Raw genomic sequence first — 24,378 nt, 5'->3', positions numbered from 1 at the left:
ATGTGATGGACCCGATGTGTTCATGGTGCTGGGGGTTTGCGCCCGTGGCCCAGGCCCTGGCAGAGCAGGCCAAGGCCGCCGGGGTCGAGGTGCACCTGGTGGTGGGAGGCTTGCGCACCGGTAGCGGCGCGGCCCTGGAACCCAACACCCGGCGCTACATCCTCGAGCACTGGCAGGCGGTGCACCAGGCCACCGGCCAGCCGTTCGGCTTCGACGGCGCCTTGCCCGACGGCTTTGTCTACGACACCGAGCCGGCGTGCCGGGCCATCGTCACCGCGCGCGGCCTGGCGGCGGACTGCGCCTGGACCCTGCTGGGCTTGATCCAGCAGGCGTTCTACGTCGAAGGCCGTGATGTCACCCTGGCCAGCGTGCTGGTGGAGTTGGCGGAGCGTGCCGGAGTACCGCGCATCGAGTTCGCCGAAGCCTTTGACCGGGCCGAGCAGCATGCGGCCACCGCGGCGGATTTCACCTGGGTCCAGGACCTGGGGATTGCCGGTTTTCCGACCTTGCTGGCGGAACGCAATGGCCAGTTGGCGTTGCTGACCAACGGCTATCAGCCGCTCAGCGAGCTGTCCCCTCTGCTGGCTCGTTGGCTGGAGCGCGCCGCCTGTGCCTGAGCCGGTCGATTCAAGCGTCAGTGGCAAGCAGATTGATCGCCTGAGCTGGGCGGAAATCCGTCGCCTGGCTCTTCAGCACAAGCAGTCCTTGTGGATCGCCAACGGCGTTGCCGTGCTGGCGACCCTGTGCAGCGTGCCGATTCCCTTGCTCCTGCCTTTGCTGGTGGATGAGGTGCTGCTGGGGCACGGCGATGCCGCGTTGCAGGTCATGAACCGGTTCCTGCCCCAGGGCTGGCAGAGCGCTGCCGGCTACATCGGGCTGATGCTGCTGGTGACCCTGGTCCTGCGCTGTTCGGCGTTGGTGTTCAACGTGGTCCAGGCGCGACTGTTTGCCGGCTTGGCCAAGGACATCGTCTACCGCATTCGGGTGCGCCTGATCGAACGGCTCAAGCGTATTTCCCTGGGCGAGTACGAAAGCCTGGGGGGCGGTACGGTGACCACGCACCTGGTCACCGATCTGGACACCGTGGACAAGTTCGTCGGTGAAACCCTCAGCCGTTTCCTGGTGGCCATGCTGACCCTGGTGGGTACCGCGGGCATTCTGATGTGGATGCACTGGAAGCTGGCCTTGCTGATTCTGTTGTTCAACCCGCTGGTGATCTTTGCCACGGTGCAGTTGGGCAAGCGGGTCAAGCACCTGAAGAAGCTGGAAAACGACAGCACTTCGCGCTTTACCCAGGCCCTGACCGAGACCCTGGAGGCCATCCAGGAAATTCGCGCGAGCAATCGCCAGGGTTACTTTCTCGGGCGCCTGGGGCGGCGCGCGGAGGAAGTGCGGGACTACGCGGTCGCTTCGCAGTGGAAAAGCGATGCGTCGGGCCGCGCCAGTGGGCTGCTGTTCCAGTTCGGCATCGATATCTTCCGCGCGGTGGCGATGCTCACCGTGTTGTTCTCCGACCTGTCCATTGGCCAGATGCTGGCGGTGTTCAGCTACCTGTGGTTCATGATCGGCCCCGTGGAGCAGTTGCTGAACCTGCAGTACGCCTACTACGCCGCAGGTGGCGCGCTGAGCCGGATCAACGAGTTGCTGGCGCGCGCCGACGAGCCGCAATACGGCCCGGGTGTGGATCCGTTCCAGGGGCGCGAGACGGTCGGCATCGAGGTGCGTGGCCTGAGCTTCGGGTATGGGGATGAGCGGGTGCTGGACAACATGAACCTGTCCATCGCTCCCGGCGAGAAGGTGGCCATTGTCGGCGCCAGCGGCGGCGGCAAGAGCACCCTGGTGCAGTTACTGCTGGGGCTGTACACGCCACAGACCGGGGTGATCCGCTTTGGCGGTTCGACCCAGCAGGAAATCGGCCTGGAGACCGTACGGGAAAATGTGGCGGTGGTGTTGCAGCATCCTGCGCTGTTCAACGACACGATTCGCGCCAACCTGGCCATGGGGCGCGAGCGGACTGATGACGCCTGTTGGCAGGCTCTGGAAATTGCTCAGTTGGACGCCACCGTCAGGGCCTTGCCGCAAGGGCTGGACAGTGTGGTGGGGCGCTCCGGCGTGCGTTTGTCCGGCGGTCAGCGTCAGCGCCTGGCCATTGCACGCATGGTTCTGGCCGAACCCAAGGTGGTGATTCTCGATGAGGCCACGTCCGCCCTGGATGCCGCAACCGAATACAACCTGCACCAGGCCTTGACGCGTTTTCTGCGTGGGCGAACTACGCTGATCATTGCTCATCGCTTGTCGGCGGTAAAACAGGCAGATCGGGTTTTGGTGTTCGATGGCGGGCAGATTGCCGAAGATGGCGACCATCAGCAACTGATTGCCGATGGCGGCCTGTACGCCAAGCTGTACGGCCATTTGCAGCAGGTTCGATAGCCTTGAGTTTTGCTCGGCTTTCTGTGCTTAGTGCTTGAATTTACGGGTGGAATAACCGTTTCAGCATCAGAGAACGGCCGTTTCCCCCTGTCAGCCTGCGTCAGTGTTGCCTGGCCCTGCGCCGGTTCTGTGGAAATTGGCCTAATCTGTGCTGTCTGAGGCGAAACTACTGGATGTCTACTTGGCAGTGCGCAAGCAAGGACCCTCATGAAGCAAAAGCGGACTTTCGCAACGCCGCGATTGTTGGGCATTGTCTGGCCCTTCATCGCCGTCGTGTTATTTCAAGCGCTGCTGGGCGGCCTCAGCCTTTACGTACTGTCGGCGGTGCGCGGCTATGTTGCTGGTGAAAGCCTGTGGTCCAAGGGCCAGAAAGACGCCATCTACTACCTCAACCTGTATGCCGACAGCCGCGACGAAGGTGCATTCCTCAAGTATCAGAACGCAATTGCCGTGCCCCAGGGCGGGCATGAGTTGCGGGTCGCCCTGGATCGCCAGCCGCCGGACCTGGAGGCGGCGCGCCAGGGCATCCTCAAGGGGGGCAACCACCCGGACGATGTTTCCAGCCTGATCTGGCTGTACCTCAACTTCCGTCATTTCAGCTACCTGGAAAAGGCCATCGATCTCTGGACCGTGGGCGATGGTTATCTGTTGCAACTCGATACCGTAGCCCGGGAGATGCACCAGCGGATCAGCAGCAGCGCTGTCAGCGAAGCCGATGTGCAGCGCTGGAAGGGGCAGATCTTCGCCATCAACGACGGCGTCACTCCTGCCGCCAAGGCGTTCAGCGATGCGTTGGGCGAGGGATCGCGGGTGATCCTGCGGCTGTTGCTGGTGACCAACCTGGCTACGGCGCTGGTCCTGATTGCCCTGGCGCTGCTGCGCACTCACAAATTGCTGGCTCAGCGCCATGCCTTTGCCGATGCCCTGCAGCTGGAGAAGGAGCGGGCGCAGATTACCCTGCAATCCATCGGCGATGGGGTAATCACCACCGATGTTGAAGGCGCCATCGCCTACATGAACCCCGCGGCGGAGGAACTCACCCGCTGGAAGGCCGAGCAGGCGGTGGGACTGCCCCTGGCGGCCTTGTTCAACCTGCTGGATGACAATGCCCAGGCCGACGGTTTCACCCTGATCGAGCACATTCTCAGTGGTCAGCTCAGCGGCGGCAGCGAGCATTCCAAGTTGATCCAGCGCCTGGATGGCAGCACGGTCTCGGTGACCCTGGTGGGCGCGCCGATCCGCAATGCCGGCAAGGTTAGCGGTACGGTGCTGGTGCTGCACGACATGACCCAGGAGCGGCAGTACATCGCCAATCTGTCCTGGCAGGCGACCCACGATGCGCTGACCGGCCTGGCCAACCGCCGGGAGTTCGAGTTCCGCCTGGAGCAGGCCTTGCACAGCCTGGTCCGCCAGCCGGCCCGGCATGCCCTGATGTTCCTGGATCTGGATCAGTTCAAGCTGGTCAATGACACTTGTGGCCACGCCGCCGGAGACGAGTTGCTGCGGCATATCTGCGCGCTGCTGCAATCGGGGCTGCGCGAAGGCGACACCCTGGCCCGCCTGGGTGGGGACGAGTTCGGCATTCTCCTGGAAAACTGTTCGCCAGAGGCTGCGGAGAAGATTGCCGAAGGGTTGCGCCAGACGGTGCAGAATCTGCATTTCGTCTGGAAGGGGCGGCCATTCGTAACCACGGTGAGCATTGGGCTGGTCCATATCGCTCAGACCCCGACCACCCTTGAAGCTTCGCTGCGGGCCGCGGACATGGCCTGCTACATGGCCAAGGAAAAGGGCCGCAACCGGGTGCAGGTCTACCACGCCGACGATTCGGAGCTGTCGTTGCGCTTCGGCGAGATGGCCTGGGTCCAGCGTTTGCACATGGCCCTGGAGGAAAACCGCTTCTGCCTATATGCCCAGGAAATCACCGCCCTGGGGCATGTCGAGCGCGACGGCGGGCATGTGGAGATTCTCCTGCGTCTGCATGACGAGGCCGGCCGGATGATCCTGCCGGACAGTTTCATCCCGGCGGCGGAGCGTTATGGCTTGATGACGTCCCTGGACCGTTGGGTGGTGCAGAACGTCTTCAAGGTCATCGCCCAGTGCATTGCCGAGGGGCGCGAAGGGCCGATGGCCATGTGCGCGATCAACCTGTCCGGCATCACCATTGGTGATGATGAGTTCCTCGACTTCCTGCGCGAGCAGTTCGTCGCCTATGGCATACCACCGAAACTGATCTGCTTTGAAATTACTGAAACCAGTGCAATTGCCAATTTAGGCAGCGCAATCCGTTTCATCAACGAACTCAAGGGCTTGGGTTGCCATTTTTCCCTGGATGATTTTTGTGCGGGAATGTCGTCGTTCGCTTATCTCAAACATTTGCCTGTAGACTTCCTCAAGATCGATGGAAGTTTCGTAAAGGATATGCTGGACGACCCGATTAACCGCGCCATGGTCGAGGTGATCAACCACATCGGGCATGTCATGGGTAAGCGCACGATTGCCGAGTTTGTTGAAACACCGCAGATCGAGCAGGCCTTGCTTGAGATCGGCGTGGATTATGCTCAAGGCTACATTATTGAACGCCCGCAATTGTTTACCTGTGACAGCCTGCAATGTCGGCCCGTTCGACCGCAGCCACTGTTGTTCAAGGCGCCCGGTACGTTCCGTTGAAACCTCTTTTGGATCCGTACATCACAATCAAAAGGAGCCCGACAGTGATCGACACATTCAGCCGAACCGGCCCGCTCATGGAAGCTGCCAGTTACCCCGCCTGGACCCAGCAATTGATCCAGGACTGCAGCGAGAGCAAGCGCCGCGTTGTGGAGCATGAGCTGTACCAACGCATGCGCGATAACAAACTCAGTGCCAAAGTCATGCGTCAGTACCTGATTGGTGGCTGGCCGGTGGTTGAACAGTTTGCCCTCTACATGGCGCAGAACCTGACCAAGACTCGCTTTGCCCGCCATCCCGGCGAGGACATGGCACGTCGTTGGCTGATGCGCAATATTCGGGTCGAACTCAATCATGCCGATTACTGGGTGCACTGGAGTCGGGCCCATGGCGTGACCCTGGAAGACCTGCAGGCACAGCAAGTGCCGCCTGAATTGCATGCCCTGAGTCACTGGTGCTGGCATACCAGTTCTGCGGATTCGCTGATCGTGGCCATCGCCGCCACCAACTACGCCATCGAAGGGGCCACCGGGGAATGGTCGGCGCTGGTGTGTTCCAGCGGTATCTACGCCGCGGCTTTCCCGGAAGAGGATCGCAAGCGCGCCATGAAGTGGCTGAAGATGCACGCCCAGTACGATGACGCCCATCCGTGGGAAGCGCTGGAGATCATCGTCACCCTGGCGGGATTGAACCCGAGCAAGGCCCTGCAGGTCGAGCTGCGTCAGGCTATCTGCAAGAGTTATGACTATATGTACCTGTTCCTGGAGCGCTGCATGCAACAGGAAAAGACCATGGTGACCCGCGAGCGTCTCGCACTGGCTGAGGGCTGAGTCAGGGGATCGCGGGCGCTTCGATTGCTACGCACGCTTGGCGTGTGTGGCGATGGGGTTGCCCGTGAATCAACGGGGCAGGGCGCAACCTAGTGCTCAGCCCGCCATTGCCAGGCGGTTACGTCCTTCGCGCTTGGCCACGTACAGCGCGCTGTCAGCCCGCCGTAACAGGCTCTCTGCAGATTCTCCCGGTAACAGCGTCGAACAACCCAGGCTTACCGTGAGCTCGATCAACTGGCCATCAGCCCGATAGTCCTGGGCTTGCGCAGCGTGCCGCAGGCGTTCGCCGACCATGGCCGCGGCTTCGCGCCCGGTGTTGGACAGCAGGATCAGGAACTCTTCCCCACCAAAGCGAAACACCATGTCGACGTTACGCAATTGCCCTTTGATTGCAGCGGCAACGGCCTTGAGCACCTCATCGCCAGCGCTGTGACCATGGTTGTCGTTGATGCGCTTGAAGTGATCGATATCCAGCATCAGCAACGACAGGGGCAGCAAGTGGCGACGAGCCATTTCGATTTCTCGCTGCAGGGTTTGATCCATGGCGATGCGGTTGCCGGTATCGGTCAGCGGATCTCTCAGGGCGCTGCGGGTGGCGGCGCGATACAACAGAGCGTTGCGCATCGGATACAGCAGGGTCGACAGCAACGACTCCAGGGAGCCTTGTTCTGTTTCGCTGAAGCGTTGGTTGCGGCGAAAGACCAGTTCACCCATCGGTTCGCCTTCGTGGCTCAGGCTGTAGCTGATGGAGTGGTGGCCGCGCTGGCCGAACTCCAGGCGCAGGTCGCTTGGGGCGTGCTGGTAATGCAGGGCATCAAGGGGAACCAGGCGCTGCACTTCACGAAAGAACAGGCCAAGGATGCGTTGCGGCTCAAGGCTGGTCTGCAATTGCAGGCCCAGCTGTTGGCGCAACTGCGCGAGGCTGACGGGCTGTTTGATCAGTGGCGACTGCTGGCCAAAGCCCAGGCGCTGCAATTTGGCGCTGTCGAAGTCAATTGCGTTGGTCTGGGTCGGTGTTTTCATCTGAGCTTGAGCCCCCTGAGCGCTGTGTACGGTCTTACTGCCTGGGTGAGAGCGGCTCAGAGCTGCGCGTCATACTGTTCCATCAGTCCCGTAGGACAATCGCGCATATTTTAGGCCGCTTCGCATTTGGCTATAAAGCCCTCAGCGCAAACCGTTTTCCACAGCGTCAATGCACTGTGTCTTGAGTTCCCTTAGAGCGAAACTCGTGCCATTCAGTTCAGGCTAGGTAAAACTTGTTTGAATTCAGTCGCTTGGATTTCCGCTTGAAGAGGCTCGCAGGGCAACTGACATTTGTTTGGCTTGAAACCCATGGGGAGCGGGCTGTGCCGAGGCGCCGCGACGGTATTCCGTCGCGACGAACGGGAGGGGTTTACTGCGCGTTGAAGGCCTGGCCGCTGATTCCGGTGCTGTCCGGTCCCATCAGGTACAGGTAGACCGGCATGATTTCTTCCGGGGTTGGGTTGTTGCTCGGGTTTTCACCCGGGTAGGCCTGGGCCCGCATGCTGGTGCGGGTGGCGCCTGGGTTGATGCTGTTGGCGCGTACCGGAGCCACGGTATCCAGTTCGTCGGCCAGGGTTTGCATCAGGCCTTCGGTGGCGAACTTCGATACGCCGTAGGCGCCCCAATAGGCCCGGCCCTTGCGGCCGACGCTGCTGGAGGTGAAGACCACCGACGCGTCCTGGGACAGCTTGAGCAGGGGCAGCAAGGTGCTGGTGAGCATGAACATGGCGTTGACGTTGACTTGCATCACGCGCATGAAGTTTTCCCCGGAGAGCTGTTCCAGCGGCGTGCGTGGACCAATGATCGAGGCGTTGTGCAGCAGGCCGTCGAGGTGGCCGAACTCGGTTTCGATCATTGCCGCCAGTTCGTCGTACTGGTGCGGCAGGGCGGTTTCCAGGTTGAACGGAATCACCGCAGGTTGCGGATGGCCGGCAGCCTCGATGGCGTCGTAGACCTCGGTCAGGTTGGCTTCGGTCTTGCCCAGCAGCAGCACCGTGGCGCCATGGGCGGCAAAGGTCTTGGCGGCGGCGGCGCCGATACCGCGACCGGCTCCGGTGACCAGGATGACTCGGTCCTTGAGCAGTTCTGGGCGAGCGGAATAATCAAACATAAAAGGCCTCAACAGAAATTGGAGCGTCCCCGGTGCTTAGCCGGGCGTGCCGCTGCTCAGCAACTGCACAACGCGTTGTCCAGAACCTGGCGCAGTTCCAGTGGGTGATTGACCACCACGTCGGCGCCCCAGTGCCGGGGATTGTCGTCCGGGTGGATATAGCCGTAAGTCACGGCGGCGGTCCTGGTGCCGGCATCGCGGCCGGACTCGATATCGCGCAGGTCGTCGCCGACGAAGAGCACAGTGGACGGGTCCAGGTCGAGCATCTTGCACGCCAGGATTAACGGCTCGGGATCGGGCTTGCTGTTTTTGACGTGATCGGGGCAGATCAGTAGCGCCGAGCGCTCGGCCAGCCCCAGTTGCTGCATGATCGGTTCGGCGAAGCGCAGAGGCTTGTTGGTGACCACGCCCCAGATCAGATTGGCCTTTTCGATGTCTGCCAGCAGTTCGCCCATGCCGTCGAAGAGTTTGCTGTGCACGGCGCAGTGCTTGAGGTAGCGCTCGAGAAACTCCAGGCGCAACTCCTCGAACCCCGGGGACTCCGGATCCATGGCGAACGTCACCGCCACCATGGCCTTGGCGCCGCCGGAGACTTCGTCGCGAATGTGCTGGTCGGCGATGGGCGACAGGCCGCGATCACGGCGCATGCCCTGGCAGACCGCGATGAAGTCCGGGGCGGTGTCGAGCAGGGTGCCATCCATGTCGAAAAGAACGGCTCTGATAGCCATGTCTTACTCCTCTCGCAGGGTCTGGATCATGTAGTTGACGTCCACGTCCGCGGCCAGCTTGTAGTGTTTGGTCAGCGGGTTGTAGGTCAGGCCGATGATGTCCTTGACGGTCAGGCCAGCGGAGCGGCTCCAGGCGCCAAGTTCCGAGGGGCGGATGAATTTCTTGAAGTCGTGGGTGCCGCGCGGCAGCAGCTTCATGATGTATTCCGCGCCGATGATGGCGAACAGATAGGCCTTGGGGTTGCGGTTGATGGTGGAGAAGAACACCTGGCCGCCAGGCTTGACCATGCGGAAGCAGGCGCGGATCACTGACGAAGGGTCGGGCACGTGCTCGAGCATTTCCAGGCAGGTGACGACGTCGAACTGCTCGGGCATTTCCTCGGCCAGGGCTTCGGCGGTGATCTGCCGGTATTCGACGTTGACGCCGGATTCCAGCTGGTGCAGTTGCGCCACCGCCAGCGGCGCTTCGCCCATGTCGATGCCGGTAACGCTGGCGCCGCGCTGGGCCATGGCCTCGCTGAGGATGCCGCCGCCGCAACCGACGTCGAGGACTTTCTTGCCTGCCAGGCCGACACGTTCGTCGATCCAGTTGACTCGCAGCGGATTGATGTCGTGCAGGGGCTTGAATTCGCTTTCACGGTCCCACCAGCGATGGGCCAGGGCTTCGAATTTGGCGATTTCAGCGTGGTCGACGTTGCTCATGGGTAATGCTCCAAAGCTAGAAAAATCTCTGTTGGGCCTCAAGCCTGCGCTCAAGGCCCGGGTTATTGGTTGTGGCCGCTGATGCGCCGGGCCCAGCTGCGGGCGGTATCGCCCAGCGCTTGCTCGTCCAGGCGTGTCAGGCGCCGGTCATCCAGCAACGGCTTGCCGGCGACCCATACGTGTTTCACGCAGTCCCGGCCGGTGGCGTAGATCAATTGCGACACCGGGTCGTAGATCGGCTGCTGGGCCAGGCCGGACAGGTCGAAGGCCACCAGGTCCGCGGCCTTGCCGATTTCCAGGGAGCCGACTTCGCTTTCCAGGCCCATGGCTCTGGCGCCGTTGAGGGTGGCCATGCGAAGTGCGCGATGGGCATCCAGGGCTGTCGCCGAACCGGCCACCGCCTTGGCCAGCAGGGCGGCGGTACGGGTTTCTCCCAGCAGGTCCAGATCGTTGTTGCTGGCTGCGCCATCGGTGCCCACGGCGACGTTGACGCCGGCCTGCCAGAGGCGCTCCACCGGGCAGAAGCCGCTGGCCAGTTTCAGGTTGGATTCCGGGCAATGAATGACGCTGGTGTTGGTTTCTACCAGTAAAGCCAGGTCGTCATCGCTGATTTGGGTCATATGAACGGCCTGGAAGCGCGGGCCCAGGAGGCCCAGCCGGGCCAGGCGGGCCAGCGGCCGCTCACCGTGCCGCTCCAGCGATTGCTGCACTTCGTGGGCGGTTTCATGCACATGCATGTGGATCGAAGCGTCGAGTTCTTCGGCAATGACCCGGATTTTTTCCAGGTTCTCGTCGCCAACGGTGTAGGGTGCATGAGGCCCGAAGGTGATGTTGATCCGCGGATGATGCTTGAGGTCACCGAACAGCTCCACGCCCTGGCGTATGGCCTCGTCAGCGTTGTGGGCGCCGGGAATCGGGAAGTCGAGGACCGGTATGGCGATCTGTGCCCGCATGCCGCTGTTGTGCACCCTTTCGCTGGCAACTTTCGGAAAGAAGTACATGTCCGAGAAGCAGGTGATGCCGCCCTTGAGCTGTTCGGCGATGGCCAGGTCGGTGCCGTCACGGACGAAGGCTTCATCCACCCACCGGGCTTCGGCGGGCCAGATATGCTTTTCCAGCCAGGTCATCAGCGGCAGGTCGTCGGCCAGGCCGCGAAACAGGGTCATGGCCGCGTGCCCGTGGGCGTTGATCAGGCCGGGGCAGAGCAGCGTGTCGGGCAGTTCGCGGGTTTCGCTGGCCTGGTACTTCAAGGCCTCGGCGCGCGGACCGATGAATACGATGCGGCCGTCGCGAATGCCCAGGGCATGTTCCCTGAGGACGACACCGGCGGGCTCTACCGGCACCAACCAGGTCGGTAACAGCAACAAGTCGAGCGCAACGTTGCGGTTCGGCATCGAATATCGGTCCAGGACGTATATAAAAGGATGGCGAAGTATACCCGAGCGTCCAGGCAGGGGGATCGCTATAATCGGCGGCTTTTGTTCATGAGTGCGGGGTGAGGGATGCGCGATCGTCTGTTGGCTGCGGAGAAGGTCAAGGCCATTGAATGGCGGGATAGCACTCTGTATCTGCTCGATCAGCGAGCCCTGCCCTTCGAGGAGTCCTGGATCGCCTATGACAGTGCCGCGGCAGTGGCCGAGGCGATCCGCTCGATGGTGGTGTGCGGAGCGCCGGCCGTCGGTATTTGCGCGGCTTATGGAGTGGTCCTGGCTGCCCGGGCACGTCTTGCCGCAGGGGGGGATTGGTTCGTCGCGCTGGAAGAGGATTTCACCTTGCTGGCCGGCTCCTCTCCCGTCGCGGTGAATCTGTCCTGGGCTCTGGGCCGCATGCGCGAGCGCCTGGCGCGGGTCAAGGAGCAGGCAGACCCGTTGGCGGCGCTTGAGGCCGAGGCCCAGGCCATTCACGAGAGCGATCGCGAAGCCAACTTGAATATGGCTCAGTTGGGGGTGGACCTGATCCGCCGGCATCAGGGCAACCCACAGGCCTTGCTGACTCACGGCAATACTGGCGCTCTGGCCACTGGCGGTTTCGGCACGGCCCTGGGGGTGATTCGCGCCGCCTGGCTGGAGGGCATGGTGGAGCAGGTCTATGTCGATGAAACCCGTCCCCGGTTACAGGGTTCGCGCCTGACGGCCTGGGAGCTGGCCGGAGAGGGGATTCCGGTGACTGTGAATGTGGATGCGGCCGCTGCACACCTCATGAAGACCAAGGGGGTGACCTGGGTCGTGGTGGGTGCGGAGCGAATCAGTGCCAACGGCGATGTGGCAAACCGGATCGGCACTTATCAGTTGGCGGTCAATGCCATGCACCACGGTGTTCGCTTCATGGTTGTAGCGCCCAGTTCGAGCATCGACATGAGCCTTGCCAGTGGTGAGGACATTCCTTGCGAGGAGTGTGCGGGCGAGGAGTTGCTGGAGATTGCGGGTCGGCGCATGGGTGAGGGGATAGCGGGCTGCAATCCGCTGTTTGATGTCACGCCGGCGGACCTGATCGATGCCATCGTCACCGAGAAGGGGGTTGTCGAGCGCCCGGACGCGGCCAAGATGGCGCAATTGATGTGCCGCAAGCGGTTGCATTGACGGGCGTGCGGGCGAGCTGTCGTCGATGGCTTCCCGCGAAAGCTGCCAAGTCAGTAAAAAACACTTAATTGTGTGCGAATTTTGCCTCTGAGCTTCTCTCGTCTCTTATCAGCCTGTCACCGGTCAACTAACTATGCTCCATGCGCGTCAGGGGGATAGGTGCGTGGCGGCGATTGTGATAACATCCGGCGGTTTCCAAGGCGGTCCGATGCGGCTGCCTTCACTGCGCAAATCCATGGCATAACTTGTTGATTTGTCGTAAGTCGGTGCATGGCACTAGGCCTGCAGCGGCGAGCTTCGTTCGTCCCATATGGATGTGACGAAGTTTCACCAGAAAAAGGAATCAGGCTTCTCATGGGCGAACTGGCCAAAGAAATCCTCCCGGTCAATATCGAAGACGAGCTGAAACAGTCCTACCTCGACTACGCGATGAGCGTAATCGTCGGGCGGGCACTGCCTGATGCGCGCGATGGCTTGAAGCCCGTGCACCGGCGTGTGCTGTACGCGATGAGCGAGCTCGGTAACGACTGGAACAAGCCGTACAAGAAATCTGCCCGTGTTGTCGGTGACGTGATCGGTAAGTATCACCCGCACGGTGATACCGCGGTGTACGACACCATCGTTCGTATGGCCCAGCCATTCTCCCTGCGCTACCTGCTGGTAGACGGCCAGGGTAACTTCGGTTCGGTCGACGGCGACAACGCGGCGGCCATGCGATACACCGAAGTGCGCATGACCAAGCTGGCGCACGAGCTGCTGGCCGACCTGCACAAGGAAACCGTGGATTGGGTGCCGAACTACGACGGCACCGAAATGATCCCGGCGGTCATGCCGACCAAGATCCCTAACCTGCTGGTCAACGGTTCCAGCGGTATCGCCGTGGGCATGGCGACCAACATTCCGCCGCACAACCTCGGTGAAGTCATCGACGGTTGCCTGGCGCTGATCGACAACCCCGAGCTGACTGTCGACGAGCTGATGCAATATATCCCGGGGCCGGACTTTCCGACCGCGGCGATCATCAACGGTCGCGAAGGCATCATCGAGGCCTATCGCACCGGCCGTGGCCGCATCTACATGCGCGCCCGCTCGATCATCGAAGACATCGACAAGGTCGGTGGCCGCCAGCAGATCGTCATCACCGAGCTGCCTTACCAGCTGAACAAGGCCCGTCTGATCGAGAAGATCGCCGAGCTGGTGAAAGAGAAGAAGCTCGAAGGCATCACTGAGCTGCGCGATGAGTCCGACAAGGACGGTATGCGCGTAGTGATCGAGCTGCGTCGTGGCGAAGTACCTGAGGTGATCCTCAACAACCTCTACGCCCAGACCCAGCTGCAAGCGGTGTTCGGTATCAACATCGTGGCGCTGATCGACGGCCGTCCGCGGATCCTCAACCTCAAGGATCTGCTGGAAGCCTTCGTTCGTCACCGTCGCGAAGTAGTGACCCGGCGTACCGTGTTCGAACTGCGCAAGGCTCGTGAGCGCGGCCACATCCTTGAAGGCCAGGCTGTTGCCCTGTCCAACATCGACCCGGTCATCGCCCTGATCAAGGCCTCGCCAACGCCGTCGGAAGCCAAGGAAGCGCTGATCAGCACTCCGTGGGAATCCAGCGCGGTCATGACCATGGTCGAGCGCGCCGGTGCCGATTCCTGCCGCCCGGAAAACCTCGATCCGCAATACGGTCTGCGTGACGGCAAGTACTTCCTGTCCCCGGAGCAGGCGCAAGCCATCCTGGAATTGCGTCTGCACCGCCTGACCGGTCTCGAGCACGAAAAACTGCTGGCCGAGTACCAGGAGATTCTCAACCAGATCGGCGAGCTGATCCGCATCCTCAACAGCGCCACGCGCCTGATGGAAGTGATCCGCGAAGAGCTGGAAGTGATTCGTGCCGAGTACGGCGACGTGCGCCGCACCGAGATTCTCGATGCCCGTCTCGACCTGACCCTGGGTGACATGATCCCGGAAGAAGAGCGCGTGGTGACCATTTCCCACGGCGGCTACGCCAAGACTCAGCCGCTGGCGGCCTATCAGGCCCAGCGTCGTGGCGGTAAAGGCAAGTCGGCCACTGGCGTCAAGGATGAGGACTATATCGCTCACCTGCTGGTTGCCAACAGCCACACCACGCTGCTGCTGTTCTCCAGCAAGGGCAAGGTGTACTGGCTGAAGACCTACGAAATTCCCGAGGCGTCCCGTGCTGCTCGCGGTCGTCCGCTGGTCAACCTGCTGCCGCTGGACGATGGTGAGTACATCACCACCATGCTGCCGGTCGAGGAGTACACCGAAGGTCACTACATCTTCATGGCCACCGCCAACGGCACCGTGAAGAAGACCCCGCTGGAGTCCTTCAGCCGTCAGCGCAGTGTTGGTCTGATCGCTCTGGAACTGGATGAAGGCGACGTGCTGATCAGTGCCGCCATTACCGACGGCGAGCGTGAAGTCATGCTGTTCTCCGACGGTGGCAAGGTCACTCGCTTCAAGGAATCCGACGTGCGTGCCATGGGGCGTACCGCTCGCGGTGTGCGCGGCATGCGTCTGGCCGAAGGTCAGAAGCTGATTTCCATGCTGATTCCAGAAGAAGGCAGCCAGATCCTCACTGCTTCCGAGCGTGGTTTCGGCAAGCGCACCGCCATCGGCGAGTTCCCGGAGTACAAGCGTGGCGGCCAGGGCGTTATCGCCATGGTCAGCAACGAGCGTAACGGTCGCCTGGTAGGTGCAGTTCAGGTGCTGGACGGTGAGGAAATCATGCTGATTTCCGATCAGGGCACCCTGGTGCGTACCCGTGTCGACGAAGTGTCGAGCCTGGGTCGTAACACTCAGGGCGTGACCCTGATCAAGCTGGCCAGCGATGAAACCCTGGTAGGCCTGGAGCGGGTGCAGGAGCCATCGGAAATCGAAGGCGAAGAGTTCGAAGGTGAAGAGGGGGCGGAGTTCGAAGGTGCTGCGGCAACCGATACGGATGACGCAACCGACGGCCAACAGGCTGACGCCGCAGGCGAAGAAGAGTCGCAAGACTAAATAAATCGTAGCAGGGCAGAGTGTTTGCTCTGTCCGCTACCGTGAATGCATAGCGAGAGTGGATGTGAGCAAACGAGCCTATAACTTCTGCGCAGGTCCCGCTGCGCTACCTGAAGCTGTCCTGTTGCGTGCCCAAGCCGAATTGCTGGATTGGCATGGCAAGGGCCTGTCGGTCATGGAGATGAGTCATCGCAGTGATGAGTTTGTCTCCATTGCCACCAAGGCCGAGCAGGATCTGCGTGACCTGCTGAATATCCCCTCGAACTATAAAGTGCTGTTTCTGCAAGGCGGCGCTAGCCAGCAATTTGCCCAGATTCCGCTGAACCTGCTGCCTGAAGGCGGCAAGGCCGACTATATCGACACCGGTATCTGGTCGCAGAAAGCCATCGAAGAGGCTTCCCGCTACGGCCAGGTGAATGTTGCGGCCACTGCCAAGCCCTACGATTACTTTGCGATTCCCGGCCAGAACGAGTGGCAGTTGTCGAAAGACGCCGCCTACGTGCACTACGCGCCGAACGAAACCATTGGCGGCCTGGAGTTCAATTGGATCCCGCAAACCGGTGATGTTCCCCTGGTGGCCGACATGTCTTCCGACATCCTCTCGCGCCCTGTGGATATCTCCCGTTTCGGCATGATCTACGCCGGCGCGCAGAAAAACATCGGTCCTAGCGGCATCCTGGTGAACATCATTCGCGAAGACCTGCTGGGGCGTGCCCGTTCGCTGTGCCCGACCATGCTCGACTACAAGGTCGCGGCGGATAACGGCTCGATGTACAACACGCCGCCGACCCTGGCCTGGTACTTGTCCGGCCTGGTCTTTGAATGGCTCAAGGAGCAAGGCGGGGTGGAAGCCATCGCCAAGCTCAATGAGGTCAAGCAGCGCACGCTGTATGAGTTCATCGACGCCAGCGGTTTGTACAGCAACCCGATCAACAAGTCCGACCGCTCGTGGATGAACGTGCCGTTCCGTCTGGCTGACGATCGTCTGGACAAGCCGTTCCTGGCCGGTGCCGAAGCTCGCGGCCTGCTCAACCTCAAGGGCCACCGCTCGGTGGGCGGCATGCGCGCGTCGATCTATAACGCCGTGGACATCAACGCCGTCAACGCGTTGGTGGCTTACATGGCAGAGTTCGAGAAGGAACACGGCTGATGTCTGAGCAAGAACTCAAGGCCCTGCGCCTGCGCATTGATGCTCTGGACGAGAAGGTCCTGGAGTTGATCAGTGAGCGTGCGCGCTGTGCTCAGGAAGTCGCCCGGGTGAAGATGGCTTCCCTGGCCGAAGGAGAAGTGCCGGTGTTCTATCGTCCCGAGCGTGAGGCTCAGGTGCTCAAGCGTGTCATGGAGCGCAACCAGGGGCCGCTGGGCAACGAAGAGATGGCGCGTTTGTTTCGCGAAATCATGTCTTCGTGCCTGGCCTTGGAGCAGCCGCTGAAAGTGGCTTACCTCGGCCCTGAAGGCACCTTCACCCAGGCTGCGGCCATGAAGCACTTCGGTCACGCCGTGATCAGCAAGCCGATGGCGGCGATCGACGAGGTGTTCCGCGAAGTGGCGGCCGGTGCGGTGAACTTCGGTGTGGTACCCGTGGAAAACTCCACCGAGGGTGCGGTCAACCACACCCTCGACAGCTTCCTCGAGCACGACATGGTGATCTGCGGCGAAGTCGAGCTGCGTATCCACCATCATTTGCTGGTGGGTGAGAACACCAAGACCGACAGCATCAGTCGTATCTACTCCCATGCCCAGTCGCTGGCCCAGTGCCGCAAGTGGCTGGATGCCCATTACCCGAATGTCGAGCGCGTCGCGGTGTCCAGCAACGCCGAGGCGGCCAAGCGGGTCAAGGGCGAGTGGAATTCGGCGGCCATCGCCGGTGATATGGCGGCGGGCCTGTATGGCCTGACGCGCCTGGCCGAGAAGATCGAGGACCGTCCGGACAACTCCACGCGCTTCCTGATGATCGGTAACCAGGAAGTGCCGCCGACCGGCGACGACAAGACTTCGATCATTGTCTCCATGAGCAACAAGCCCGGTGCATTGCACGAGCTGCTGGTGCCGTTCCATGACAATGGCATCGACCTGACGCGCATCGAGACCCGGCCTTCACGCAGTGGCAAGTGGACCTATGTGTTCTTCATCGACTTTGTCGGCCACCACCGTGATCCGTTGGTCAAGGGTGTGCTGGAAAAGATCAGTCAGGAAGCAGTAGCACTCAAGGTGCTGGGTTCCTACCCGAAAGCGGTTCTCTGAGGCTTTAACAATGAGTGGCGACTTCCTCGCACTGGCACAACCAGGCGTGCAACAACTTTCGCCTTACGTTCCGGGCAAGCCCGTGGACGAACTGGCCCGTGAGCTGGACATCGATCCGGCCACCATCGTCAAGCTGGCGAGCAATGAAAATCCGCTGGGCGCAAGCCCCAAGGCCCTGGCGGCGATCCGCGACGAGCTGGCCGAGCTGACCCGTTATCCGGATGGCAACGGTTTTGCGCTCAAGTCCCTGCTGGCCGAGCGTTGTGGCGTGGCAATCGACCAAGTGACTCTGGGCAATGGTTCCAACGATATCTTGGAACTGGTGGCTCGGGCTTATCTGGCGCCTGGCTTGAATGCGGTGTTCAGTGAGCATGCATTTGCTGTCTATCCCATCGTTACCCAGGCTGTTGGTGCTCAGGCTCGCGTGGTTCCGGCCAGGAACTGGGGGCACGACCTGCCGGCCATGCTCAAGGCGATCGACGGGCAGACTCGGGTGGTGTTCATCGCCAACCCGAACAACCCGACCGGAACCTGGTTCGGTGCCGAGGAGCTGGACGAGTTTCTGCAGGATATACCGGCCCACGTGTTGGTCGTGCTGGACGAGGCCTATATCGAGTACGCCGAAGGCAGCGACCTGCCGGATGGCCTGGACTTCCTGGCGGCCTATCCGAACCTGCTGGTCTCGCGGACCTTCTCCAAGGCCTATGGCTTGGCGGCGCTGCGAGTCGGCTACGGCCTTTCTACCCCGGTAGTGGCGGACGTACTGAACCGCGTGCGCCAGCCTTTCAATGTCAACAGCCTGGCCTTGGCTGCGGCCTGCGCCGCGCTGCAGGATGTGGACTACCTGGCTGAAAGCCGTCGTTTGAACGAGGCCGGCATGCAGCAGTTGGAAGCAGGTTTCCGTGATCTGGGGCTGAGCTGGATTCCATCAAAGGGCAACTTCGTCGCTGTGGATCTGGGGCGTGAGGCTGCGCCGGTGTTCCAGGGCTTGTTGCGCGAAGGGGTGATCGTGCGTCCGGTAGCCAACTACGGCATGCCGAATCATCTGCGCATCACTATTGGCCTGCCGGCGGAAAATACTCGTTTCCTTGAGGCTTTGGCCAAGGTTCTGGCTCGTGGTTGATGTCATTCCAATGCAATCTGCTGTGCCTATGATCGGTCGCCTGGTGGTGGTCGGCCTGGGATTGATTGGCGGTTCCTTTGCCAAGGGCTTGCGTGAAAGTGGCGTATGCCGCGAAGTGGTCGGCGTCGATCTGGACCCGCAATCCCGGCAATTGGCGGTCGAACTGGGGGTGGTGGATCGCTGTGAAGAGGATCTGCTCCTGGCTTGCCAGGGGGCGGATGTGATCCAGCTGGCGGTGCCGATCCTGGCCATGGAAAAACTGCTGGCCCTGCTGGCCGGCATGGATCTTGGGCAGGCGGTACTGACCGATGTCGGCAGCGCCAAGGGCAATGTGGTGCGGGCTGCGCGAGAGGCTTTTGGCGGGATGCCTGCGCGCTTTGTTCCGGGGCATCCCATCGCTGGTTCCGAGCAGAGCGGTGTGGAGGCATCCAATGCGCAGCTGTTTCGTCGACACAAAGTGATCCTCACGCCTCTGGAGCAGACTGACGCCGCGGCACTGGACCTGGTCGACAGGCTCTGGCGTGAGCTGGGGGCGGATGTCGAGCACATGCAGGTCGAGCGTCACGATGAAGTCCTCGCCGCGACCAGCCACTTGCCACACCTGCTGGCGTTCGGTCTGGTCGATTCGCTGGCCAAGCGCAGTGAAAATCTCGATATCTTCCGTTACGCTGCGGGCGGGTTCCGCGATTTCACGAGAATCGCCGGCAGCGACCCGGTCATGTGGCACGACATCTTCCTTGCCAATCGCGAGGCGGTGCTGCGCACACTCGATACATTTCGCAACGACCTCGACGCCTTGCGCGACGCAGTCGATGCAGGGGACGGGCATCAGTTGTTGGGCGTATTCACTCGCGCCCGGGTTGCCCGCGAGCATTTCGGTAAAATCCTGGCCCGCCGGGCCTATGTGGACGCTATGAACTCCAACGATCTGATTTTCCTGGCAAATCCTGGTGGCCGCCTGTCTGGGCGGATTCGTGTACCGGGTGACAAGTCGATTTCCCACCGTTCGATCATGCTCGGCTCGCTGGCTGAGGGCACCACTGAGGTGGAAGGTTTCCTCGAGGGTGAAGATGCCCTGGCGACCTTGCAGGCCTTCCGCGACATGGGGGTGGTCATCGAGGGGCCGCATCATGGTCGCGTAACCATCCACGGTGTCGGTTTGCATGGTTTGAAACCGGCTCCGGGTCCGATCTACCTGGGCAACTCCGGTACTTCGATGCGTCTGCTTTCCGGTCTGCTGGCTGCGCAGAGCTTTGACAGTACTCTGACTGGCGATCCATCGCTGTCCAAGCGTCCGATGAACCGTGTGGCCAATCCGTTGCGTGAAATGGGCGCGGTCATCGAGACGGCGCCCGAAGGTCGTCCGCCGATGGTGATTCGCGGTGGTCACAGGCTCAAAGGGTTGACTTATACCTTGCCGATGGCCAGTGCCCAGGTGAAGTCCTGCTTGTTACTGGCTGGCTTGTACGCTGAAGGGAAAACCACGGTCACTGAGCCAGCTCCGACCCGTGACCACACTGAGCGCATGCTGCGTGGTTTCGGCTACTTGGTGAATGTTGACGGCGCAACCGCCTCGGTTGAATCGGGCGGCAAGCTGAAGGCGACTCATATTGAAGTTCCGGCAGACATTTCTTCTGCAGCGTTTTTCCTGGTGGCTGCTTCCATCGCTGAAGGTTCGGAGTTGGTACTGGAGCATGTCGGGATCAACCCGACCCGTACTGGCGTGATTGATATCCTGCGCCTGATGGGGGCTGATATTCGTCTGGAAAACCAGCGTGAAGTCGGCGGTGAGCCGGTTGCCGATCTGCACGTACGTGCCGCCAAGCTCAAGGGGATCGAGATTCCTGAAGAGTTGGTGCCATTGGCAATCGACGAATTTCCTGTGTTGTTCGTGGCTGCTGCCTGTGCCGAAGGGCGTACCGTGCTGCGTGGCGCGGAAGAGCTGCGGGTCAAGGAGTCTGATCGGATCCAGGTCATGGCTGACGGCTTGCTGACGTTGGGCGTCAAGTGCGAACCGACTCCGGACGGCATCATCATTGATGGTGGCCAGATTGGGGGGGGGGAAGTTCATGGTCACGGTGATCACCGTATTGCCATGGCATTCAGTGTTGCCTCGTTGCGCGCCAATGCGCCGATTCGCATTCATGATTGCGCCAACGTTGCTACTTCGTTCCCGAACTTCCTGGCGCTGTGCGCGCAGGTGGGGATTCGTGTTTCGCAAGAGGCTCAGTCGTGAATATCAAGGCGCCTGTGATCACCATCGATGGGCCTAGTGGTTCGGGCAAGGGCACCATCGCTGGCAAGCTCGCCAAGCATCTGGGCTGGTGTCTGCTGGATTCCGGGGCGCTTTACCGGTTGCTGGCGTTTGCTGCGCGCAATCATGGTGTCGATCTGACCAACGAGGAGTCGCTGAAGTTGTTGGCGGCTCATTTGGATGTGCAGTTCCTTGGTGCAACCGAGAATCATCCTCAGCGAATTATTCTTGAAGGTGATGACGTAACGGATGATCTGCGCAATGAGCAAGTCGGGGCCTGGGCGTCTCAGGTTGCTGCATTGCCCGCTGTACGTGATGCGTTGTTGCAGCGTCAGCGTGCTTTTCAAGAGCCACCGGGACTGGTTGCCGATGGCCGTGACATGGGAACCGTGGTGTTCCCCGATGCGCCATTGAAGATATTCCTGACTGCCAGTGCCGAGGAGCGTGCTCGTCGCCGTTACTTGCAGTTGAAGGGAAAAGTCGATGGTGTTAGTCTGTCGAGTCTGCTAGATGAGATCCGTGCGCGTGATGAGCGCGATACCCAGCGAGCGGTGGCTCCGCTCAAGCCGGCGGCTGACGCCATACAGCTGGATTCAACGGAGTTGTCCATCGATCAGGTGTTGCAACGCATCTTGAGCGAGATCGCCATTCGCGATATCGCGGGATGAACAAGAACGATTGCAGGGGACCAGTCATAGTCCTGCGATCGTTCTTTTATATGAACGTAACCCACATTGTCTGGGATGTGGCAGATGGGCGTATTCTTCGCCCTTATCAACAGGAATTAAAATGAGCGAAAGCTTTGCGGAACTCTTTGAAGAAAGCCTAAAAACCCTGAACCTTCAGGCAGGCTCCATCATCACCGGTGTTATCGTTGACATCGACTACCAAGCGCGTTGGGTAACCGTTCACGCTGGTCTGAAGTCTGAAGCACTGATCCCGCTTGAGCAGTTCTACAACGATGCTGGCGAACTGTCCATCAATGTTGGTGATGAAGTTCACGTTGCTCTGGACTCGGTTGAAGACGGCTTCGGTGAAACCAAGCTCTCCCGTGAAAAAGCCAAGCGCGCTGAATGCTGGATCGTTCTGGAAGCAGCCTTCGCAGCCGAAGAAGTGGTCAAGGGCGTTATCAACGGTAAGGTTAAAGGCGGCTTCACTGTCGACGTTAACGGCATCCGTGCGTTCCTGCCAGGTTCTCTGGTTGACGTCCGTCCTGTGCGCGATACCACGCACCTGGAAGGCAAAGAGCTCGAGTTTAAAGTCATCAAACTCGATCAGAAACGCAACAACGTTGTCGTTTCCCGTCGTAGCGTCCTCGAAGCCGAGAACTCCGCTGAGCGTGAAGCTCTGCTGGAATCCCTGCAGGAAGGTCAGCAAGTCAAGGGTATCGTCAAGAACCTCACTGACTACGGCGCATTCGTTGATCTGGGCGGCGTCGATGGCCTGCTGCACATCACCGACATGGCTTGGAAGCGCATCAAGCATCCTTCCGAAATCGTCAATGTTGGCGACGAGATCGATGTCAAGGTTCTGAAGTACGATCGCGAACGCAATCGTGTTTCCTTGGGTCTGAAGCAGCTGGGCGAAGACCCATGGGTTGCTATCAAGGCTCGTTACCCAGAAAGCACTCGCGTTACCGCTCGTGTAACCAACCTGACTGACTACGGCTGCTTCGCTGAGCTGGAAGAAGGCGTTGAAGGTCTGGTGCACGTTTCGGAAATGGACTGGACTAACAAGAACATCCACCCTTCGAAAGTCGTACAAGTCGGCGACGAAGTGGAAGTTATGGTTCTGGACATCGACGAAGAGCGTCGTCGTATCTCCCTCGGCATCAAGCAGTGCAAGTCCAACCCATGGGAAGACTTCTCTGGCCAGTTCAATAAGGGCGATAAGATCTCCGGCACCATCAAGTCGATCACCGATTTCGGTATCTTCATTGGTCTGGACGGCGGCATCGACGGTCTGGTTCACCTGTCCGACATCTCCTGGAACGAAGTAGGCGAAGAAGCTGTACGTCGCTTCAAGAAGGGCGACGAGCTGGACACCGTTATCCTGTCTGTTGATCCAGAGCGTGAGCGTATCTCCCTGGGTATCAAGCAACTGGAAAGCGATCCGTTCTCCGAGTACGTACAAGAGAACGACAAAGGCGCAATCGTTAAGGGTGTTGTAAAAGAAGTTGACGCTAAAGGCGCCATCATCACCCTGGCCAACGATATCGAAGCTACTTTGAAAGCCTCCGAAATCAGCCGTGATCGCATCGAAGATGCTCGTAACGTTCTGAAAGAAGGTGAAGAAGTTGAAGCCAAGATCATCAGCGTTGACCGTAAGAGCCGCGTAATCCAGCTCTCGATCAAGTCGAAAGACGTTGAAGACGAGAAAGAAGCTATCCAAAGCCTGCGCGACAAGCCAGCTGCTTCGGATATCGCTGCTGGTCCTACCACTCTGGGTGACCTGTTGCGTGCACAGATGGAAAAGCAGAACTAAGTTCTGTTTGACCATGAAAAGGGCGACTTTGGTCGCCCTTTTTTGTGAGCGGAATTTGAGGGGGTGGGTAGGGAAACCAATGTGTGTAATGAGGTGTCTCTTTCTTAGCGGGGCTGGCTGCTTATTGGGTCTAGGCTTTATTCAATTGGCATGTTACTCGAGCAGCGCAAGCTGCCATAAGGAAGAGCATGAGCAGGCTAAGTGTCGTTATTTTGATTTTTCTCTTGGTGGGATGTACAACCAATGTAAAGACCCATGCGATTCGTGGTGTTAGCGGTATAGAGATCGATTGTTCGGGGCTGGGTGGGGGCTGGGACAGGTGCTACGAGCGTGCTGCGCGTGAGTGTAAGGTCGATGGCTACAAGGTCATCACCAAGTCCAGTGATGCCAAGGATGAGGAGAGGGATTATCCTTTTGGTTGGAACCCGGCAGGTTATCTGACACGAACGATGCTCATCATGTGTCGATGAGCTACTTGGCGTTTTGTCGCTCCGTCTTGTGGAGGGGCTTGTATCGACGTTGCGTGTGGGCTGTTCAAAATCCTCAGAGCATGCTAAAACCTTCTGAGCACTGACCTAGCTGCTTGAAAAAGAAGGGAAAAATATGACGAAGTCGGAGTTGATCGAACGAATTGTCACCCATCAAGGGCTGCTCTCATCCAAGGATGTCGAGTTGGCCATCAAGACGATGCTTGAGCAAATGTCGCAGTGTTTGGCTACCGGTGATCGAATTGAGATTCGAGGATTTGGTAGTTTTTCACTTCATTATCGAGCCCCTCGGGTAGGTCGGAATCCAAAAACAGGCCAGTCAGTTAGCTTGGATGGGAAGTTCGTTCCCCATTTTAAACCGGGTAAAGAGCTTCGTGATCGAGTTAATGAGGACGAAATAGATGTTCGCTGAGGCTGAGCTAAAAAACTTAGATAAGTAATCTGTTGGTATTGCTTTTGGGGTGTCAACTAAATAAAGAGTGTGAGTTGGCTTTGGTAAAGGCTTTTGGTGTAAGTGAGTTTGCCCTTAATTTACTTTCAAGTGGCGCTATTCTTACCATATTTTGTACCTTCATATAGTTTGGTTCGGCTGTACCTATATTTTCTGAATGGGCTTTGGTGTTTCTTAATATTGAGGGTGGGAATGATCTGATTCTTTCGCGATGGTCTTGATTTGTATCTGATTATTTCGGCGTAAAGG

The 24,378-nt window shown here is 59.8% G+C and carries 19 protein-coding genes; 14 read left to right on the top strand and 5 right to left on the bottom strand.

From position 1 onward, the window contains the following. Window positions 1–14: 14 nt before the first annotated feature. The 4 genes from LXM55_RS09175 to LXM55_RS09160 all read left to right on the top strand — a co-directional run bounded on the left by LXM55_RS09175 (window position 15) and on the right by LXM55_RS09160 (window position 5,927). Window positions 15–617 carry a DsbA family protein gene (locus tag LXM55_RS09175; RefSeq protein WP_233320507.1) on the top strand — a complete coding sequence of 201 codons (603 nt, stop codon included), beginning with the start codon at window positions 15–17 and terminating at the stop codon, window positions 615–617. A 31-nt stretch (window positions 618–648) separates the two neighbouring features. Beyond that, the gene (locus tag LXM55_RS09170; protein WP_442799752.1) at window positions 649–2,430 is read left to right on the top strand and encodes an ABC transporter ATP-binding protein; all 1,782 of its coding nucleotides are present in this window, start codon (window positions 649–651) and stop codon (window positions 2,428–2,430) included. A gap of 207 nt (window positions 2,431–2,637) precedes the next feature. Continuing rightward, window positions 2,638–5,097: an EAL domain-containing protein gene (locus tag LXM55_RS09165; RefSeq protein WP_233320100.1), complete on the top strand. Its 2,460-nt coding sequence runs from the start codon at window positions 2,638–2,640 to the stop codon at window positions 5,095–5,097. 77 nt (window positions 5,098–5,174) lie between these two features. Then, on the top strand, window positions 5,175–5,927 hold the full coding sequence (locus LXM55_RS09160; RefSeq protein WP_267924291.1) for an iron-containing redox enzyme family protein: 753 nt from the start codon (window positions 5,175–5,177) through the stop codon (window positions 5,925–5,927). 96 nt (window positions 5,928–6,023) lie between these two features. Here LXM55_RS09160 and LXM55_RS09155 read toward each other — a convergent pair whose 3' ends face one another. The 5 genes from LXM55_RS09155 to LXM55_RS09135 all read right to left on the bottom strand — a co-directional run bounded on the left by LXM55_RS09155 (window position 6,024) and on the right by LXM55_RS09135 (window position 10,885). Then, window positions 6,024–6,950, bottom strand: coding sequence for a GGDEF domain-containing protein (locus tag LXM55_RS09155; protein WP_233320098.1), 927 nt, complete (start codon window positions 6,948–6,950; stop codon window positions 6,024–6,026). Between the two features lie 370 nt (window positions 6,951–7,320). Next, window positions 7,321–8,061, bottom strand: coding sequence for a YciK family oxidoreductase (locus tag LXM55_RS09150; protein WP_233320097.1), 741 nt, complete (start codon window positions 8,059–8,061; stop codon window positions 7,321–7,323). A 56-nt stretch (window positions 8,062–8,117) separates the two neighbouring features. Next, complete coding sequence (mupP, locus tag LXM55_RS09145; RefSeq protein ID WP_233320096.1) at window positions 8,118–8,789, bottom strand: N-acetylmuramic acid 6-phosphate phosphatase MupP; 672 nt, start codon at window positions 8,787–8,789, stop codon at window positions 8,118–8,120. 3 nt (window positions 8,790–8,792) lie between these two features. Then, window positions 8,793–9,491, bottom strand: coding sequence for a bifunctional 2-polyprenyl-6-hydroxyphenol methylase/3-demethylubiquinol 3-O-methyltransferase UbiG (gene ubiG / locus LXM55_RS09140; RefSeq protein ID WP_233320095.1), 699 nt, complete (start codon window positions 9,489–9,491; stop codon window positions 8,793–8,795). Window positions 9,492–9,553: 62 nt separating this feature from the next. Beyond that, window positions 9,554–10,885 (bottom strand): TRZ/ATZ family hydrolase, encoded by a 1,332-nt coding sequence (locus tag LXM55_RS09135; RefSeq protein ID WP_233320094.1) that lies wholly within the window; start codon window positions 10,883–10,885, stop codon window positions 9,554–9,556. A gap of 108 nt (window positions 10,886–10,993) precedes the next feature. Between LXM55_RS09135 and mtnA the strand changes: the two genes are divergently transcribed. From mtnA to ihfB, 10 genes are all read left to right on the top strand, one after another. Next, window positions 10,994–12,070, top strand: a complete 1,077-nt coding sequence (gene mtnA, locus LXM55_RS09130; protein WP_233320093.1) for an S-methyl-5-thioribose-1-phosphate isomerase — start codon at window positions 10,994–10,996, stop codon at window positions 12,068–12,070. Window positions 12,071–12,424: 354 nt separating this feature from the next. Further along, window positions 12,425–15,085 carry a DNA gyrase subunit A gene (gyrA, locus tag LXM55_RS09125; RefSeq protein ID WP_233320092.1) on the top strand — a complete coding sequence of 887 codons (2,661 nt, stop codon included), beginning with the start codon at window positions 12,425–12,427 and terminating at the stop codon, window positions 15,083–15,085. Between the two features lie 64 nt (window positions 15,086–15,149). Beyond that, complete coding sequence (gene serC, locus LXM55_RS09120; RefSeq protein WP_233320091.1) at window positions 15,150–16,235, top strand: 3-phosphoserine/phosphohydroxythreonine transaminase; 1,086 nt, start codon at window positions 15,150–15,152, stop codon at window positions 16,233–16,235. Beyond that, a complete protein-coding gene (gene pheA, locus LXM55_RS09115) occupies window positions 16,235–17,329 on the top strand; it encodes a prephenate dehydratase (RefSeq protein WP_007939916.1) in 1,095 nt (364 codons plus the stop codon). Before serC ends, pheA begins: the two co-directional genes overlap by 1 nt. 10 nt (window positions 17,330–17,339) lie before the next feature. Beyond that, window positions 17,340–18,452, top strand: a complete 1,113-nt coding sequence (gene hisC / locus LXM55_RS09110) for a histidinol-phosphate transaminase (RefSeq protein ID WP_233320090.1) — start codon at window positions 17,340–17,342, stop codon at window positions 18,450–18,452. Window positions 18,453–18,480: 28 nt separating this feature from the next. Then, the gene (locus LXM55_RS09105) at window positions 18,481–20,688 is read left to right on the top strand and encodes a bifunctional prephenate dehydrogenase/3-phosphoshikimate 1-carboxyvinyltransferase (protein ID WP_233320506.1); all 2,208 of its coding nucleotides are present in this window, start codon (window positions 18,481–18,483) and stop codon (window positions 20,686–20,688) included. Next, the gene (cmk, locus tag LXM55_RS09100; protein ID WP_011062580.1) at window positions 20,685–21,374 is read left to right on the top strand and encodes a (d)CMP kinase; all 690 of its coding nucleotides are present in this window, start codon (window positions 20,685–20,687) and stop codon (window positions 21,372–21,374) included. The genes LXM55_RS09105 and cmk overlap by 4 nt, the downstream gene beginning before the upstream one ends. A gap of 121 nt (window positions 21,375–21,495) precedes the next feature. Next, window positions 21,496–23,190, top strand: coding sequence for a 30S ribosomal protein S1 (gene rpsA / locus LXM55_RS09095; protein ID WP_007931318.1), 1,695 nt, complete (start codon window positions 21,496–21,498; stop codon window positions 23,188–23,190). A gap of 188 nt (window positions 23,191–23,378) precedes the next feature. Then, the gene (locus LXM55_RS09090) at window positions 23,379–23,660 is read left to right on the top strand and encodes a hypothetical protein (RefSeq protein WP_233320089.1); all 282 of its coding nucleotides are present in this window, start codon (window positions 23,379–23,381) and stop codon (window positions 23,658–23,660) included. A gap of 133 nt (window positions 23,661–23,793) precedes the next feature. After that, the gene (ihfB, locus tag LXM55_RS09085; RefSeq protein ID WP_233320088.1) at window positions 23,794–24,090 is read left to right on the top strand and encodes an integration host factor subunit beta; all 297 of its coding nucleotides are present in this window, start codon (window positions 23,794–23,796) and stop codon (window positions 24,088–24,090) included. The last annotated feature ends 288 nt before the right edge of the window (window positions 24,091–24,378 follow it).

It is taken from the genome of Pseudomonas sp. Au-Pse12 (assembly GCF_021341665.1).
GTDB lineage: Bacteria > Pseudomonadota > Gammaproteobacteria > Pseudomonadales > Pseudomonadaceae > Aquipseudomonas.
Note: the sequence above shows the minus strand (reverse complement) of the source record. Positions and strands in the feature narration are given on the sequence as shown.

What these genes read in the sequence shown, in the direction of transcription:
- ubiG (WP_233320095.1), bottom strand. Translation starts at nt 9,491, where the DNA reads ATGAGCAACGTCGACCACGCTGAAATCGCCAAATTCGAAGCCCTGGCC.
- LXM55_RS09090 (WP_233320089.1), top strand. Translation starts at nt 23,379, where the DNA reads ATGAGCAGGCTAAGTGTCGTTATTTTGATTTTTCTCTTGGTGGGATGT.
- LXM55_RS09155 (WP_233320098.1), bottom strand. Translation starts at nt 6,950, where the DNA reads ATGAAAACACCGACCCAGACCAACGCAATTGACTTCGACAGCGCCAAA.
- hisC (WP_233320090.1), top strand. Translation starts at nt 17,340, where the DNA reads ATGAGTGGCGACTTCCTCGCACTGGCACAACCAGGCGTGCAACAACTT.
- LXM55_RS09150 (WP_233320097.1), bottom strand. Translation starts at nt 8,061, where the DNA reads ATGTTTGATTATTCCGCTCGCCCAGAACTGCTCAAGGACCGAGTCATC.
- ihfB (WP_233320088.1), top strand. Translation starts at nt 23,794, where the DNA reads ATGACGAAGTCGGAGTTGATCGAACGAATTGTCACCCATCAAGGGCTG.
- gyrA (WP_233320092.1), top strand. Translation starts at nt 12,425, where the DNA reads ATGGGCGAACTGGCCAAAGAAATCCTCCCGGTCAATATCGAAGACGAG.
- mtnA (WP_233320093.1), top strand. Translation starts at nt 10,994, where the DNA reads ATGCGCGATCGTCTGTTGGCTGCGGAGAAGGTCAAGGCCATTGAATGG.
- LXM55_RS09175 (WP_233320507.1), top strand. Translation starts at nt 15, where the DNA reads ATGTGTTCATGGTGCTGGGGGTTTGCGCCCGTGGCCCAGGCCCTGGCA.
- LXM55_RS09105 (WP_233320506.1), top strand. Translation starts at nt 18,481, where the DNA reads ATGATCGGTCGCCTGGTGGTGGTCGGCCTGGGATTGATTGGCGGTTCC.
- LXM55_RS09160 (WP_267924291.1), top strand. Translation starts at nt 5,175, where the DNA reads ATGGAAGCTGCCAGTTACCCCGCCTGGACCCAGCAATTGATCCAGGAC.
- LXM55_RS09135 (WP_233320094.1), bottom strand. Translation starts at nt 10,885, where the DNA reads ATGCCGAACCGCAACGTTGCGCTCGACTTGTTGCTGTTACCGACCTGG.
- pheA (WP_007939916.1), top strand. Translation starts at nt 16,235, where the DNA reads ATGTCTGAGCAAGAACTCAAGGCCCTGCGCCTGCGCATTGATGCTCTG.
- LXM55_RS09165 (WP_233320100.1), top strand. Translation starts at nt 2,638, where the DNA reads ATGAAGCAAAAGCGGACTTTCGCAACGCCGCGATTGTTGGGCATTGTC.
- rpsA (WP_007931318.1), top strand. Translation starts at nt 21,496, where the DNA reads ATGAGCGAAAGCTTTGCGGAACTCTTTGAAGAAAGCCTAAAAACCCTG.
- mupP (WP_233320096.1), bottom strand. Translation starts at nt 8,789, where the DNA reads ATGGCTATCAGAGCCGTTCTTTTCGACATGGATGGCACCCTGCTCGAC.